The 14,412-nt window shown below is 44.7% G+C and carries 16 protein-coding genes; 9 read left to right on the top strand and 7 right to left on the bottom strand.

What is annotated here, in order from left to right; translation table 11 throughout:
- Position 1: 1 nt before the first annotated feature.
- Positions 2 to 1,333 (bottom strand): UDP-glucose dehydrogenase family protein, encoded by a 1,332-nt coding sequence (locus tag FAM09_RS28120; protein WP_136580497.1) that lies wholly within the window; start codon positions 1,331 to 1,333, stop codon positions 2 to 4.
- Between the two features lie 38 nt (positions 1,334 to 1,371).
- Positions 1,372 to 2,505, bottom strand: a complete 1,134-nt coding sequence (locus FAM09_RS28115) for a DegT/DnrJ/EryC1/StrS family aminotransferase (protein WP_136580496.1) — start codon at positions 2,503 to 2,505, stop codon at positions 1,372 to 1,374.
- 225 nt (positions 2,506 to 2,730) lie between these two features.
- Between FAM09_RS28115 and FAM09_RS28110 the strand changes: the two genes are divergently transcribed.
- The gene (locus FAM09_RS28110; protein WP_136580495.1) at positions 2,731 to 4,152 is read left to right on the top strand and encodes a 3-deoxy-D-manno-octulosonic acid transferase; all 1,422 of its coding nucleotides are present in this window, start codon (positions 2,731 to 2,733) and stop codon (positions 4,150 to 4,152) included.
- On the opposite strand, the gene FAM09_RS28105 is transcribed toward FAM09_RS28110, so the two are convergent.
- On the bottom strand, positions 4,125 to 4,913 hold the full coding sequence (locus FAM09_RS28105) for a hypothetical protein (RefSeq protein ID WP_136580494.1): 789 nt from the start codon (positions 4,911 to 4,913) through the stop codon (positions 4,125 to 4,127). The two genes, FAM09_RS28110 and FAM09_RS28105, sit on opposite strands and share 28 nt — an antisense overlap.
- A 72-nt stretch (positions 4,914 to 4,985) precedes the next feature.
- Here FAM09_RS28105 and FAM09_RS28100 point away from each other — a divergent pair, with 72 nt between their 5' ends.
- The 6 genes from FAM09_RS28100 (at position 4,986) to FAM09_RS28075 (ending at position 9,373) form a co-directional block, all read left to right on the top strand.
- Positions 4,986 to 5,555 (top strand): thymidine kinase, encoded by a 570-nt coding sequence (locus FAM09_RS28100; protein WP_136580493.1) that lies wholly within the window; start codon positions 4,986 to 4,988, stop codon positions 5,553 to 5,555.
- Positions 5,556 to 5,594: 39 nt separating this feature from the next.
- Complete coding sequence (locus FAM09_RS28095) at positions 5,595 to 6,245, top strand: heme exporter protein CcmB (protein WP_136580492.1); 651 nt, start codon at positions 5,595 to 5,597, stop codon at positions 6,243 to 6,245.
- 166 nt (positions 6,246 to 6,411) lie between these two features.
- On the top strand, positions 6,412 to 7,098 hold the full coding sequence (ccsA, locus tag FAM09_RS28090; protein WP_136580491.1) for a cytochrome c biogenesis protein CcsA: 687 nt from the start codon (positions 6,412 to 6,414) through the stop codon (positions 7,096 to 7,098).
- Positions 7,099 to 7,106: 8 nt separating this feature from the next.
- Positions 7,107 to 7,319, top strand: coding sequence for a CcmD family protein (locus tag FAM09_RS28085; RefSeq protein WP_136580490.1), 213 nt, complete (start codon positions 7,107 to 7,109; stop codon positions 7,317 to 7,319).
- 178 nt (positions 7,320 to 7,497) lie between these two features.
- Positions 7,498 to 8,907 (top strand): Glu/Leu/Phe/Val family dehydrogenase, encoded by a 1,410-nt coding sequence (locus FAM09_RS28080; RefSeq protein ID WP_136580489.1) that lies wholly within the window; start codon positions 7,498 to 7,500, stop codon positions 8,905 to 8,907.
- 250 nt (positions 8,908 to 9,157) lie between these two features.
- Complete coding sequence (locus tag FAM09_RS28075; protein WP_136580488.1) at positions 9,158 to 9,373, top strand: helix-turn-helix domain-containing protein; 216 nt, start codon at positions 9,158 to 9,160, stop codon at positions 9,371 to 9,373.
- Positions 9,374 to 9,390: 17 nt separating this feature from the next.
- Here FAM09_RS28075 and FAM09_RS28070 read toward each other — a convergent pair whose 3' ends face one another.
- A complete protein-coding gene (locus tag FAM09_RS28070; RefSeq protein WP_136580487.1) occupies positions 9,391 to 9,756 on the bottom strand; it encodes a winged helix-turn-helix transcriptional regulator in 366 nt (121 codons plus the stop codon).
- 113 nt (positions 9,757 to 9,869) lie between these two features.
- Between FAM09_RS28070 and FAM09_RS28065 the strand changes: the two genes are divergently transcribed.
- A complete protein-coding gene (locus FAM09_RS28065; protein WP_208025669.1) occupies positions 9,870 to 10,274 on the top strand; it encodes an antibiotic biosynthesis monooxygenase family protein in 405 nt (134 codons plus the stop codon).
- A gap of 198 nt (positions 10,275 to 10,472) precedes the next feature.
- Here the strand turns inward: FAM09_RS28065 and FAM09_RS28060 are convergent, their stop codons facing one another.
- Entirely contained in the window at positions 10,473 to 10,913 is a 441-nt protein-coding gene (locus FAM09_RS28060; RefSeq protein ID WP_136580486.1) for a type I restriction enzyme HsdR N-terminal domain-containing protein, read from the bottom strand.
- A 227-nt stretch (positions 10,914 to 11,140) separates the two neighbouring features.
- On the opposite strand from FAM09_RS28060, the gene FAM09_RS28055 reads away from it, so the two are divergent.
- Positions 11,141 to 11,911: an AMP nucleosidase gene (locus FAM09_RS28055; RefSeq protein ID WP_136580485.1), complete on the top strand. Its 771-nt coding sequence runs from the start codon at positions 11,141 to 11,143 to the stop codon at positions 11,909 to 11,911.
- Between the two features lie 174 nt (positions 11,912 to 12,085).
- On the opposite strand, the gene FAM09_RS28050 is transcribed toward FAM09_RS28055, so the two are convergent.
- Both FAM09_RS28050 and rpsT read right to left on the bottom strand, forming a co-directional pair.
- Positions 12,086 to 13,804, bottom strand: coding sequence for a M14 family metallopeptidase (locus tag FAM09_RS28050; protein ID WP_136580484.1), 1,719 nt, complete (start codon positions 13,802 to 13,804; stop codon positions 12,086 to 12,088).
- A gap of 292 nt (positions 13,805 to 14,096) precedes the next feature.
- Positions 14,097 to 14,354 carry a 30S ribosomal protein S20 gene (gene rpsT / locus FAM09_RS28045; RefSeq protein ID WP_136580483.1) on the bottom strand — a complete coding sequence of 86 codons (258 nt, stop codon included), beginning with the start codon at positions 14,352 to 14,354 and terminating at the stop codon, positions 14,097 to 14,099.
- Positions 14,355 to 14,412: the final 58 nt, after the last annotated feature.

Here is a 14,412-nt window from a genome sequence, read left to right as displayed (position 1 = left end):
ATTAATGTTTAACACCAGTGGCAGGAACAGCTACAGCCCGGCCCACACTTTCGTAGTAAAATCCTAATTCTTTAATAGCATCGGTTTCAAACAGGTTGCGCCCGTCGAAGATCACTTTATTTTTAAGTGCTGTTACGATCTTCAGGAAGTTAGGCGTGCGAAACTCATTCCACTCGGTGGCAATGATCAACGCATCAGCGCCTTCCAGGCAATCGTATTGATTTTCGGCATACTCGATCTTATTGCCTAACAAATTGCGCACGTTATTGATCGCTTCGGGGTCATACGCACAAACACGGGCGCCTTCTTTTACCAGTTCATCAATGATATATAAAGCCGGAGCTTCGCGAATGTCATCGGTATTGGGTTTGAACGCCAATCCCCACAATGCGAACCGCTTTCCTTTCAGATCATTCTTAAAAAACTTTTTGATCTTGGGAAGCAGGTGCAGCTTTTGTTTTTTGTTTACTTCCATTACCGCATTGAGGATCTGAAAATCATAATCCACTTCGTTGGATGACTTAACCAATGCCTGCACGTCTTTAGGGAAACAGCTTCCACCGTAACCGATACCCGGGAACAGGAAGCGTTTACCAATGCGATCGTCACTGCCAATACCCCGGCGCACCATGTCAACATCGGCGCCTAACCGCTCGCACAACTGGGCTACTTCATTCATGAAGGATATCTTGGTAGCCAGGAACGAGTTAGCGGCATATTTGGTAAGCTCGGCTGAGCGAACGTCCATGAAAATAATGGGGTTGCCTGAACGCACAAACGGCGCATACAGCTCACCCATAACTTTGCGGGCTCTTTCAGAAGAAGCGCCGATCACCACGCGGTCGGGCTTCATAAAATCTTCCACCGCTACCCCTTCGCGTAAGAACTCAGGGTTCGATACTACATCGAAATCGCCTACGTATGTTTTGGAAATCGCTGCGTATACTTTTTCAGCCGTACCTACCGGTACAGTGCTTTTATCAACGATCACTTTATAATCGGTCATCAGTTCGCCCAGGTCTTTGGCTACGCCAAGGATATATTTCAAATCGGCGCTTCCATCTTCACCCGGCGGTGTTGGCAATGCCAGGAAAACGATCTCGGCATCTTTCACGCCCTCATATAAACTGGTGGTAAAGCGTAACCGTTCTTCTTTCACATTACGCAGAAATAATTTTTCCAGTCCTGGCTCATAAATAGTTATTTGACCGGAAGAGAGTTTTTCAACTTTTGTTTTATCGATATCTACGCATGTTACATCGTTACCTGTTTCAGCAAAACAGGTTCCCGTTACTAACCCTACGTAGCCCGTGCCTACTACTGCAATTTTCATTTTGAGGATGTTTTAATAGTGCCTTAATGCAAATAAGGTTACTGTTTATTAATAAACTCCAATACTTTACTGGTAATGAACTGGAGTTGTTCATTACTCAGTTCGGTATGCATAGGTAGGGATAATACACGTTCAGTCAACCAGTCGGTAGTTTTCAACTCAAATGTAGCGCCACCAAAGGCCGCAAACATTTTCTGGCGATGAGCAGGTACAGGATAATAGATCATAGACGGAATACCATGCCCGGCCAGGAACTGGTTCAGGGCATCGCGATCTACACCTTCGAGCAACAACGTATATTGATGGAACACGTGGGTGCTGTAGGGCGCTCTGTACGGAACGGTGATCTTTGGGTGATTGGCAAAGGCCTTGTCGTAAAATTCTGCAGCGCTTTGACGTGCGGCAATATATTCATCCAAATGCGGCAGCTTAACATTTAAGATAGCAGCCTGTATGGAATCGAGCCGGCTGTTGCAGCCAACGCGATCATGGTAATATCTTTTCGCCATACCATGATTGGCAACCATTCTCAATGCTTCAGCCAGCGCATCGTCATTGGTAAAAAGAGCGCCGCCATCACCAAAGCAACCTAAGTTTTTAGAGGGAAAGAAGGATGTGGTACCTATAGTTCCCAGGGTGCCGGTTTTCTTTACGGTACCATTGCTTAAACGGATATCGCCGCCAATAGCCTGGGCGTTATCTTCAATAACGGGAATGTTGTGACGATTGGCTATTTCCAGGAGAGCTTCCATATTAGCCGCCTGCCCATATAAGTGAACCGGTATAATTGCTTTTGTTTTAGGCGTAATGGCCTTTTCAACAGCTATGGGATCAATGCAAAATGTTTTTGGATCTACTTCTACAAAAACAGGTTTCAATTGCAACAGGGCAATAACTTCTGTGGTTGCAATGAAAGTAAAAGAAGGGGTGATCACTTCATCGCCCGGTTGCAGGTTCAATGCCATTAAAGCAATCTGCAGGGCATCTGTTCCATTGGCACAAGGTATAACATGCTTTACACCCAGGTATTTGCTCAGCCCGGCAGCAAAGTCCTGAACAGCCTTTCCATGTATGAAAGAAGTGGTGTTTATCACCTCCTGAATAGCTAAATCTACCTCGGTTTTAATTTTTGCGTACTGCTGCTTTAAATCAACCATTTGTATGGGCTGCATACTATTCCTTTTTTAGTCAAAATGGGCACAAACGTACTGCAAAAAAATGGTGTTAGCAAGCACATCCGTAGGTGCGGCAACACAGAACGCGGGAAGGCACAACCATATGTAAATTTATTGTGGTGTAAATTTAGTGCCGAATGGAAATGTGTTTTATTGGGTAGCGCTATTTGACAATTCTCACGATAAAAACGACATTTGTTTTTTTGAATCCAAACTATTACCGTGCACCTTTTTATTTATAATATCTTTTTGTTTTTATATTCTATTGGAATCCGTGTTACCGCCCTTTGGAACCCTAAAGCCCGTTTATGGCTCAATGGCCGGAGGGATATATGGACTGAGTTACAGGAAACGCTTAATGCAGAACGCTTAATGCAGAACGCAGAAGGCGAAACAAGTAAAACAAAAGGCCATAAAAGAACACCGAAAATTGATTCAACCGGCGCCAAAAGCGAAGCAGAAAATACAGCCGGCAATGCCCGGCAACTGGAAACCGGTATCCGGAAACTGGTATGGATGCATTGTTCTTCCCTGGGCGAATTTGAACAGGGCCGGCCAGTGCTGGAAGCCATCAGGCAACAATACCCCCACACTAAGGTCCTGCTTACCTTCTTCTCCCCCAGCGGCTATGAAGTGCGCAAAAACAGTTCCGGCGCCGATTATGTGATGTACCTGCCGATGGATTCAAAAGCCAATGCCCGCAAGTTCATCAACCTGGTGCAGCCCGACCTGGTGTTATGGATCAAATACGAATACTGGTTTTATTATTTAACCGAATTAAAGAAAAAGCACATTCCATTGGTATTGATCTCAGGCATTTTTCGAAAAGACCAGCCTTTCTTTAAATGGTATGGCCGGTTGCACTGGTATATGCTGGAGAGTTTCAATCACCTGTTTGTGCAAACACCCAAGTCCAAACAACTGCTGGGAACTATTGGCTTTACCAATAATGTAAGCATCAGCGGTGATACCCGCTTCGACCGGGTGGTACAGATAGCCGAACAATTCAAACCAATTGATGCCATTGAGCAGTTTTGTGGAAACAGCCAGGTTATTGTTGCCGGAAGCACCTGGCCCGAAGATGAAGAAGAAATGGACCATTTTGCCAATACCAATCCTCATATAAAATTTATCATTGCGCCGCATGAAATAAACGAGGAACACCTGAAAGAAATAGAGAAGTTATTTAAAAACAGTATCCGGTTCTCGAAATTACCAACTTCCGATTCACCGGTACCCGTTCCCAGGAACCGGCAGTTGAACAGCACCCCGCCCAATACATTGATCATTGATAACATTGGCATGTTATCTAAACTGTACCAATACGCTACTATTGCTTATGTAGGTGGTGGATTTGGCGATGATGGCGTACATAATGTACTGGAAGCGGCGGTATATGGCAAACCGGTGGTATTTGGCCCTGTGTACGACAAATACATTGAAGCTGTTGAACTGGCGCAACAGGGCGGCGCATTTGTGATCAATACGGCCCTTGAACTGGAAAAAACGTTCAATGACCTACTCACAGATACCAGCGCATACCAGGCAGGTTGCCAGGCGGCCCGTAATTACGTTTATAATAATAAAGGAGCCACAGACAGGGTGATGCAGTACATTCAGGAGAACCGTCTTTTAACCAGTTGATAAAAGTGGCGGGTGCTTTCTTTATTTTCATCCCAACCCAGTTTTACCTTCAATTCTCTTTCAATCCAGTACTGGGCCTCGGGCAATATGCGAAAACTATTGATGGTTTTTATACTGCGTTCATACATCACTTCGTCGTTGCGGAACAGTTCGCTGATGAACACAAACCGGTCGTTGATGCCAATGGCGCGGCGCAGGTCGCGAACCGGTGCATCGTTCAACACATGGGCTACTTCCTTCACTTCTTCTTTTAACTTTTCATTAAGGGAGGCCTCCCGGGTTGCCATTGCTTCATTCAGTTCTTTTACCGCTTGTTGATGGGCAAGGGTAGGAATTTCCCGCAGGGGATCAAATTTATAACCGTTTTCGACCAGTTCGGTTTCGTGATGGTGGCCATTGGCGCCGTTATGGCCAGTATGACCGTTATTTTTTTCCACAGTGCCATTCACCACAGCAGAAGTGCTTACCATTGCGGGGATCTCTTCAACCACGGGGTTATCCACAACCACAGGGACCACCGCCGGGGTGGCTATTTCTTCCACTGCAGGCCTATCCGCTGTATGTCGGTTTTGATAGCTATGACCATTAGCCGCCGGCATCACCACTGCCACTTTGCTGGAGTTAACAGTTCGGTGTGTGGACGTCGACATCTGTACCAATTCTGTTTCAATTAATTGGGTAGTCACTAATAGTTGAAACGGATCGGCATTTTGTGCAAATTGTTCATTTAATTTGCCAATAAGTTGTGCTAAACGTTCCATAATAAGCGGGTACTTTTTTATGGTTAGAGTTAATTGATAAAGTTAACAATTATTGTACCTATTTCCGTTAAGATGTTTATAGAACCTAATATATCGGGTGAACGCCGGGGCAGTATTGAAGTAATTTGCGGGTCTATGTTTTCCGGAAAAACCGAAGAATTGATCCGGAGACTAAAACGGGCAAAGATCGCCAACCTGCGGGTAGAAATCTTTAAGCCTAAGATAGATGTGCGGTATGATGTGCAGAACATCGTATCACACGATGAAAACGCCATTCTGAGTACTCCTATTGATAACTCCCAAACCATATTATTATTGCATGGGGAGGCGGATGTAATTGGCATCGACGAAGCGCAATTCTTCGATGATCAGTTACCGGATGTTTGCGACCAGTTGGCATTCAAAGGAATTCGGGTAATTGTTGCCGGTTTAGACATGGATTATACCGGTAAACCATTTGGGCAAATACCATTTATGCTGGCTAAGGCCGATTACATAACCAAACTGCACGCCATTTGCGTAAAATGCGGCACAATTGCCAATTATTCCTATCGTAAACAAGCGAATACTACGCAGGTTTTGCTGGGCGAAAAGGACCTGTACGAACCGCGTTGCAGGAAATGTTATTATGAGAGGAGATGAATTAACAATTTAACATGTTAAAAAGTAAATAATAGTCAATTGAAGCACATACTGGCTTTAGTAAAAAAAGACCTGCTGCTCGAGATCAGGCAGCAATACACTTTTTATGGCATTTTACTATATGTAGCGTCAACCATATTTGTATTATACCTGGCCATGAACCAGCCTGAAGAAAAAGTGTGGAACGGGCTGTTCTGGATGATACAGTTGTTTATTTGTGTGAATGCAGTAGCCAAAAGTTTTCTGCAGGAAAGCCAGGGCCGGATGTTATACTTTTATACAGTTGCCGGCGCGCGCGATTTTATTCTTTCCAAATTATTATTCAATGCCGGGTTAATGATACTCATGAGCCTGGTTAGCCTGTTGTTATTTCAATTGCTGATGGGTAATCCGCTGCAAAACCCTTTTCGGTTCGTAGGCTTTGTTTGCCTTGGCGGCTGTAGTTTGAGCCTGGTATTTACTTTTCTGGCCGCTATTGCTGCCCGTGCACGCCAGGGTGCCGCTCTGATGGCCATACTGGGCTTTCCATTAATTATTCCGCAGGTATTGTTACTGATGCGCATGTCGAACACCGCTTTTGCCGATGTGATACAAGCCGGATTATTACAAATAATATTATTACTGGTTGCACTTGATATACTGGTGATTGTACTGGCTATTATTCTGTTTCCTTTTCTCTGGAAAGATTGAAGCTGGTTACAGGTTACCAGATGCCGGTTACCGGGCCCTGGAAACTGGAAACCGGGAACTGGAAACTTGCCTCCTTTCCCCTAATTTTGCCCCACCTATTTCGGATTATTGGGTTATTCGATTGCTTTTCAGGTACCAATGATCATACAATAAACTACAGGACTCTATGCGCCAGTACTGGTGGAAAATACTGACTATTATACTATTGCTCTATACTTTTATTGCAGGTCTTTTGGTACCGCTCCCGCATGAAACAGCTTATGTAAACAGCAACCTGTACGAGAGCATGCGCAATTTCTTCTTTCATGTGCCCATGTGGTTCGGTCAGTTAGGGCTGATCACCGTTTCCCTGGTTTATTCCATCAAATACCTGCGCAAGCCCGATCCTGTTTACGACATTTACGCCACAGAATTTGCCCGTACCGGAACCGTATTTGGCATCCTGGGATTGATCACCGGCGCCATTTGGGCCAATTATACCTGGGGAGCAGCCTGGAGCAACGACCCCAAGCAAATTGGCGCTGCCATAGCACTGCTTATTTATGTAGCCTATTTTGTATTGCGTAATTCCATGCCCGATATTGATAAAAGAAGCCGGGTGGCGGCGGTTTATAACATATTCGCTTATTTTATCTATATACCCATGATCCTGATCTTACCCCGGTTAACAGAATCTCTGCACCCTGGCGGTAAAGGATCAGAAGGCAACCCGGGTATGGGTGGCAACAGTCTCGACGCCACGTTGAAGCTTGTATTCTGGCCCGGCGTATTGGGCTGGACACTTTTAGCCACCTGGATCTCCACCCTTCGGCTACGCGTTCGATTACTGGAAGAGAAAAAACACACCGCTTAATTTTTAGTATGAAGCAACTAATTGTAACCATGATCGTTTTATTTGTCCAATTACTGGCCAATGCCCAGGATACTGTGCATAATGTTGAAAGAACACCTACCGGTTTGTATACCGGTAACAAGATCTACGTGGTGATGGTAGTGGCTGTAACTATCCTGGTCGGTTTGTTCCTGTACGTGATCCGGCTCGACAGAAAAATTTCAAAGCTCGAAAAGAGCTAGTGGTAAGTGGCGAGTGGCTAGTGGGATTTCTCATAAGACACTCTCCACATACTTACTGGCATTCTTTATAAGCGATAAAGGCAATGGGGAAGTGGCGGGCTAAAACCCTACTAGCCACTAACTACTAGCCACTAGCTTGCTATATACTGCTCAATACATAAACAAAAACAGCTTAGTCATGTCAGATTACAGTTTTTTTGGCGCGGTGGAAAAGAGTTTCGATAAAGCCGCGCAATTCACCACCTGGGATCCCGGTATCCTGGAACAGATCAAACAATGCAATGCCGTATACCGCATGCATTTCCCGGTAAAAATTGGCGATAAGATAGAAGTGATCAAAGCTTATCGCGTACAACACTCTCATCACAAACTGCCTTGTAAAGGCGGTATTCGGTTCGCCCTTTCCGTAAACCTCGATGAAGTAATGGCCCTCGCCGCCCTGATGACGTACAAATGTGCCATCGTAAACGTTCCGTTTGCAGGCGCCAAAGGCGGCATCACCATCGACCCCAAAAAGTATACGCCTTATGAACTGGAAAAAATTACCCGGCGTTATACCTCAGAACTAATTAAGAAGAATTTTATTGGACCTGGCATTGACGTACCCGCTCCTGATTATGGAACCGGCGAACGTGAAATGGCCTGGATCGTTGATACCTATGCAAGTATGCGCCCCGGCGAAATAGATGCTCTGGGTTGCGTAACCGGAAAGCCCGTTACACAAGGTGGTGTACGCGGCCGTCGCGAAGCAACCGGGCTGGGTGTTTTCTATGGCTTGCGCGAAGTGTTGTCGATGAAAGAGGTGATGGACAAAATAGGTTTACCGGTTGGCGTGGAAGGCAAACGGGTAGTTGTACAAGGCTTAGGTAATGTAGGTTACCACACCGCTAAGTTCTTCCAGGAACACGGCGCCAAAATTGTTGGATTGAGTGAATGGGAAGGCGCTATTTACGATATGAATGGACTGGATGTAGATAAAGTAGTAGAACACCGCAAGGTAAAAGGCTCCATATTAAATTTCCCCGGCAGTACCAACTTTGCCAAAAATACCGATGCGCTGGAAATGGAATGCGATATCCTGATCCCTGCTGCATTGGAAAATGTGGTCAATGGCACCAATGCGCCCAATGTAAAAGCAAAGATCATTGGCGAAGCCGCCAACGGACCGCTCACCCCTGAGGCTGATGAAATATTTGCGAAAAGAGGCATCCTGGTGGTACCTGATATGTACCTCAATGCCGGTGGTGTTACGGTATCGTACTTCGAATGGCTGAAGAACCTTAGCCATGTGCGTTATGGCCGGATGGAAAAACGCTTTACAGAGAACCTCAACACACACATCCTGGGGCAAATTGAAAGCCTTACAGGCAAGAAAGTGAACGGAAAGGAAAAAGAGTTGATCCTGCATGGCCCTGAAGAGGTAGACCTGGTTCGCAGTGGTTTGGAAGAAACGATGATCACCGCTACCCGCGAGATCATGGAGGTTTGGAAAAAGAATCCGCAAATACCTGATATGCGTACAGCCGCCTACGTGGTAGCTATTAATAAAGTAGGCACCAGCTATGCCGAGTTGGGGATCTTCCCATAAAGGTTAACAGCAAAAAGTCTTACATCCCATTCGCCAAAGCGGGTGGGATTTTTTTTGGCCCACACGATATATTAAATATTTTCATAACTTCAAACTTTACTGATTTTCTTCTACTTAGGTCTAAAGGTTCCCGCAAAACCATTGTTAACAGTAAAAAGGAAGTTGTCTGATCGGACTACTTTTATTAACTTTATGGCCAACGACAAAATACGGGAACTATTCTTCTACAAAGGCTATTTCAAAGAATTTTATGATCGGTTATGAGGCATTTAAATTAGGGGTGCTTCTTCAGGAAGCAAGGCAAAAAAAAGGGTTAACCCAAGAACAGGTTGCTGAACTTTCAGGAACCAATAAATCGTATATCTCTAAACTGGAAAAAGACCTGAAAGATGTTCGGTTTTCTACACTGCAACGAATAATTAAAGATGGCCTTGGCGGGCATCTGGAAATATCCATCAGGTTTTAAACTTTACTTTATTCCTTCTACTTATACAACGCCTGGTCCTTCACATAATCAATGCCATTCTCCTTCAGGTAGGTAATCCCCCACTCGCTTATAAAAAGGTACAGGGGCGACAAGGATCTTCCAAATACAGTTAAACTATATTCTACGCGAAAAGGCTTGGCCGACAATACTTTCTTTTCAATTAGTTTATCACGCTCCAGTTCCTTCAATTGCTGACTCAACATCTTTTCTGATACACCCGGCAGGTTATCCCTGATCTCACTGAATCCCTTTTTTTCAAACCGGTGAAGATGAGAAAGTATCAGCAACTTCCACTTACCGCCAATAAAGCTGAGGGTAACATCAACAGGACAGGTATATGTTTTATTATGCAGACTGATCATTGAAAACAGTTTCTGCAAATTAATAAACAAAATATTGGCCGGGCTTACTTTCAGGTAAGTTATTGTTTCCCCCACCTGTACCCGCTAACTTGGGCCGAAAATCAATTACATACATGAAACAGATAATATTACTGCTGTTTGTAACAGGATGTATTTCGATCAACAATTTTGCACAAACAAATCGTAACAATATGGAGAAGAAAAAGAATTACTCGGTTGAAATTATCCGGTACAACATTGCTACCGATCAACAAAAGAACTTTGAACAGGCTTATACCAATGCCGCCAGATACCTACAATCATCGCCTTATTGCCTGGGCTATAAAGTGATTCACGGAAAAGAAGAACCGAATCATTACATCGTGGTCATTCATTGGACGTCGATGGAAGAGCATTTAAATGGCTTTAGAAAAAGCGCCGACTTTATGCCCTTCCTTAACCTGGTAAGGCCCTATTACAACAACATTGAAGAAATGAAACACTACGATACCACGGCCATTGAATGGGAAAAAGAATAAAAGAGATTAATTGTTTGATGGCTGAATGGTTTGATTGTTATGATTTCCGAAATTTGGCTAGGTTGAATAAATTCAAACACCCCCATGCCTTCACCCCAGCCATCTAACAATTCAACCATTCAGCCATCTGTGCTTTTCTACGGCCATAAATTAGTTATTGGTTAAGCTAAAGAAAGCATAAATAGCGTTAAGAACAACTTAAAACCCAAAGTCGGGCAAACCGTCAAGCAATTGCAACTGGTTATTTTTTCTTAAATAACCAAAACAGGACGAACCATTGGTGATCACGAGGTAAGGTACCGGTACGGCTATGTTATACCGTAATACCTGTTGCAATACGGCATCGTTCAATAAAACATCCATGCCTTTGCATTCTACCATCAGCCAGGGTTGATGCTGTGCATCGTATACCAATATATCAAACCGTTTTTTTAACTCCCCCAACCTGATCTCTTTTTCAATAGCGGTAAGCGAAGCCGGGTATTTCTTTACCTGGAGTAAGTATTGCAGAAAATTCTGACGCACCCATTCTTCCGGAGTCAGCCGAAGCCATTGACGGCGGTTCTCATCAAAAATAAATTCTTTGCCGTCCTCTTCTTTCATGCGAAAGGGGAAAGAAGGATATTCGATCCTGATCATAGCGTCAAAACTACTATTTGTTACTTCTATTATTAAAAAACTACATGATTTGCCGAAAATAAACGAAATTTATTGAGTATCTTAAACCTTATCGCCATCTAACGACCAGGTGCTTACCTGCCCGCCGAATCTGCCAGCTGGCGGAGAGCGAGGGCCCAATTCCCTTCGCGACAAATCCCTACCGGGATTAATGATTGACCCAACTAAAAAAAGCAATGATATAAAAGATGAAAACAAAAGAGGAAATTGTCAAAAACTGGCTGCCCCGCTACACAGGAGAGTCCCTGGAAAATTTCGGAGAATACATTCTGCTCACCAACTTCAGCAATTATGTAAAGATGTTTGCCGAATGGAACAACGTTCCTATTATCGGCGTAGACCGCCCCATGCAATGCGCTACCGCAGAAAACATTACCATCATCAATTTTGGTATGGGCAGCCCTACCGCTGCCACCGTTATGGACCTGCTAACCGCCATTGAACCCAAAGCCGCCCTGTTCCTGGGTAAATGCGGCGGATTGAAAAAACGCAACAATATCGGCGACCTGATCTTACCCATCGCAGCCATCCGCGGCGAAGGTACTTCCAACGATTACTTTCCGCCCGAAGTGCCCGCCCTGCCGGCATTCGCCCTGCAAAAAGCAGTCTCCACCACCATTCGTGATTATGGTGTTGATTACTGGACCGGCACCGTGTATTCTACCAACCGCCGGGTATGGGAGCATGATGAAAATTTTAAAGAATACCTGCAAAAAGTAAGAGCCATGGCCATTGATATGGAAACGGCCACCATTTTCTCGGTAGGCTTTTATAATAAAGTGCCAACCGGCGCCCTGTTACTTGTTAGTGATTCGCCCATGATACCAGAAGGCGTAAAAACCGAAGAAAGCGACAAAAAGGTTACCGCCAACTATGTAGAACGCCATGTACGCATAGGCATCGATTCGCTGAAACAATTGATCAATGATGGGTTAACGGTTAGGCACCTGAAGTTTTAGGTTACCGGTTTCCAGTTACCGGATACCGGGGATGCAAAATACAGTTACAGGTTGCAGGTTACAGGGAAAACAAAATACAGTTACCAGTTACCGGGTTCCGGTTACCGGGAATACAAAATACAGTTACCGGTTATTAAGTTTAAGAGTTCGCCTAACAACTCAATAACTTAATAACTATCGAACTACCCGGTAAACAGGATATCTCAGGTAATCTGGCTCAAAATAGGGTGAGTTTCTATATACAAAATCCAGTTGGGCAGATGCGCTTCTGGCAAACGCCGTATCACTTGCCCGGCGTTCTTCCAACTGCTTTTTAATATCAGGATGCCCGTTGAGGTATTGCGCGGCAGTATCTTCAAATGCATACGAACTGAACCCTTCTTTGCGGCCCAGGATAGCGTCGAAATAATTCCAGGCAAAGTAAGAGTCATCGCTCTGGGGTTCCAGCACCGTTACCAGGAAACGATTGGCCACCTGAGTTACCGGAATATAATAATCCCCTTTCCTGAATTTCATCACCTGCTTGCTGGTACTTACTTTCACCTCGGTGTTCGGGTGATGCATCTCGTACTGGCGGGGCCAGGTTTTATAATCTTCGATATGATATACCTCCACTTGTATGCTGGTATCTTTGGGCAACGTGATCATCTGCACCTTATTTATCTTCAGCAGATCGATCACTTTCCACCAGCCTTGTGGAATGATGTAAGCTACCGGCTTTTCGATGATAGTCTTAGGCGTATAAAAATTATAGTAAGGCAATTGCTTTTCGTACGGTTTGCTGCGATCGTAATACAGGCGTGGCAGACCCGAAACCTCGCTGTTTTTCTGACCAGCTTCATACCCTTTGAACAGCACCTGCTCGTGCCGGGTAGTATCGAGTTTCCAACTCACCGGGAAACTGGTTTGTGTAAGCGCCGCGGCTTTCCCTTCCAGCCTCAACTGTTTTATGGCAGCACTGTGCACTGCCGTAAATTCTATGGCCGTTTGCATGAAGGCGTAGGTAGCCTTTACCCGTTGGTCGTAGGGTTTCAGCATATGCGTTTCGGGCACAAAAGCAAAGCTGTGCCACAAAGTAGCATAGCCACTGCTGTAACGCGGACCGTCAAAATAAGCGGTGAGACCGGCATCGGGTGTATTCCCGGCAAAATCAACATACGGCACCAGATCGTATCCCTTTTTTTTCATCAGTATGTACAATCCGGGTTCAAATTCCTGATGTAAATAATCGCCCATTATACCGCCTAGTTTATTATACTGGGTAGCGAGCAGGGTCATGATGTGCTGGTAGTCGGCGCCATTGCTAACATGGTTATCTATAAATACATCGGGATCGCATTGGTGAAAGATGGCCGCAAAGGAGCGGGCTTCTTTGGAATCGCATTTTATAAAATCACGGTTCAGGTCGAGGTTTTGCGAATTGCCGCGGGAGCCAAATTGGTCCGGTCCGTTTTGATCGGCGCGGTACCAGGCGCTGCGGTTGAGGCAACCGCCAATATTGTACACCGGTATGATGGCCAGCACCACATTATCGGGCAATTTTGTTTTGCGAACGGCAATGTCGCGCACCAGTAACATGCTGGCATCGATGCCATCGGGTTCGCCGGGGTGAATACCATTATTAATAAGGATGATGCGTTTGTTCTTCCGGTGCAGACTGGCCATATCAAAATCGCCGTCGTTCGATACCAGCACCAGGTGCAGCGGAAAACCAGCATCGGTGGGGCCCATGGACTGCATTTTAATGGTAGCGAAACGGTCGTCCATCATTTTCCACCAGGAAATGATCTCGCTATAGGTAGGTGTTTCCTTAGCGTGGGTTTGTTCGTATTTCGTGAGAATGGGTTGGCTGAAGAGAGATACTGGAAATAATAGAATAAGCAATATTCTCATAGTGTGACTGTTGGAGGCTAAATATACGGAGAAGAAATATTGAATATCGGATTTTGGATATCGAATGTAGAAGTAAAGAAGGAAGTTGGAAGTCGGAAGCCGGAAGCCAAAAATCGGGAACCTGAAATAATAGCGAGCACCCTCTATGCCTTGTTGCCTCGTTGCCTTGCTTTCCCCCAAATAAAAAAACCTCCCGCGTGAACGGGAGGAAAAAACAAAAAAAAATAATATCGTTTTGATCTGGTTGGCGACTCGTTGTACAAGCGCTTAACCAGCCAATAGGAATCTAAACTTATTTTGCCAGGGTATTGATCTTCTTAGCCAGCTTGCTTTTCAGGTTAGCGGCTTTGTTCTTATGGATAATACCTCTTTTAGCTAATTTGTCGATCATTGAAGCTACTTCAGGAAACTCTTTAGCAGCTTCCGCGCCACCCTTAATTTCTTTCAGGTCACGGATGGCATTACGGGTAGTTTTACCGTAATACTTATTTCTTTCACGTCTTTTAGCGGCTTGACGCACGTCTTTTTTGGTAGCTTTATGATTTGCCATTTCGTTCCAATGTTTAAATCCGAATAATTTTCGGGGATGCAAAGTTAAGGATTTGCAC

It is taken from the genome of Niastella caeni, assembly GCF_004834005.1.
Lineage (GTDB): Bacteria > Bacteroidota > Bacteroidia > Chitinophagales > Chitinophagaceae > Niastella > Niastella caeni.
The sequence above is the reverse complement of the archived record's forward strand: the minus strand, read 5'-3'. Positions and strand labels throughout refer to the sequence as shown.

Excerpts from the sequence above, each read along its gene's own strand:
- FAM09_RS28120 (WP_136580497.1), bottom strand. The coding sequence starts at position 1,333 with ATGAAAATTGCAGTAGTAGGCACGGGCTACGTAGGGTTAGTAACGGGA.
- FAM09_RS28115 (WP_136580496.1), bottom strand. The coding sequence starts at position 2,505 with ATGCAGCCCATACAAATGGTTGATTTAAAGCAGCAGTACGCAAAAATT.
- FAM09_RS28105 (WP_136580494.1), bottom strand. The coding sequence starts at position 4,913 with ATGGAACGTTTAGCACAACTTATTGGCAAATTAAATGAACAATTTGCA.
- FAM09_RS28100 (WP_136580493.1), top strand. The coding sequence starts at position 4,986 with ATGTTTATAGAACCTAATATATCGGGTGAACGCCGGGGCAGTATTGAA.
- ccsA (WP_136580491.1), top strand. The coding sequence starts at position 6,412 with ATGCGCCAGTACTGGTGGAAAATACTGACTATTATACTATTGCTCTAT.
- FAM09_RS28085 (WP_136580490.1), top strand. The coding sequence starts at position 7,107 with ATGAAGCAACTAATTGTAACCATGATCGTTTTATTTGTCCAATTACTG.
- FAM09_RS28080 (WP_136580489.1), top strand. The coding sequence starts at position 7,498 with ATGTCAGATTACAGTTTTTTTGGCGCGGTGGAAAAGAGTTTCGATAAA.
- FAM09_RS28075 (WP_136580488.1), top strand. The coding sequence starts at position 9,158 with ATGATCGGTTATGAGGCATTTAAATTAGGGGTGCTTCTTCAGGAAGCA.
- FAM09_RS28070 (WP_136580487.1), bottom strand. The coding sequence starts at position 9,756 with ATGATCAGTCTGCATAATAAAACATATACCTGTCCTGTTGATGTTACC.
- FAM09_RS28065 (WP_208025669.1), top strand. The coding sequence starts at position 9,870 with ATGAAACAGATAATATTACTGCTGTTTGTAACAGGATGTATTTCGATC.
- FAM09_RS28060 (WP_136580486.1), bottom strand. The coding sequence starts at position 10,913 with ATGATCAGGATCGAATATCCTTCTTTCCCCTTTCGCATGAAAGAAGAG.
- FAM09_RS28055 (WP_136580485.1), top strand. The coding sequence starts at position 11,141 with ATGAAAACAAAAGAGGAAATTGTCAAAAACTGGCTGCCCCGCTACACA.
- FAM09_RS28050 (WP_136580484.1), bottom strand. The coding sequence starts at position 13,804 with ATGAGAATATTGCTTATTCTATTATTTCCAGTATCTCTCTTCAGCCAA.
- rpsT (WP_136580483.1), bottom strand. The coding sequence starts at position 14,354 with ATGGCAAATCATAAAGCTACCAAAAAAGACGTGCGTCAAGCCGCTAAA.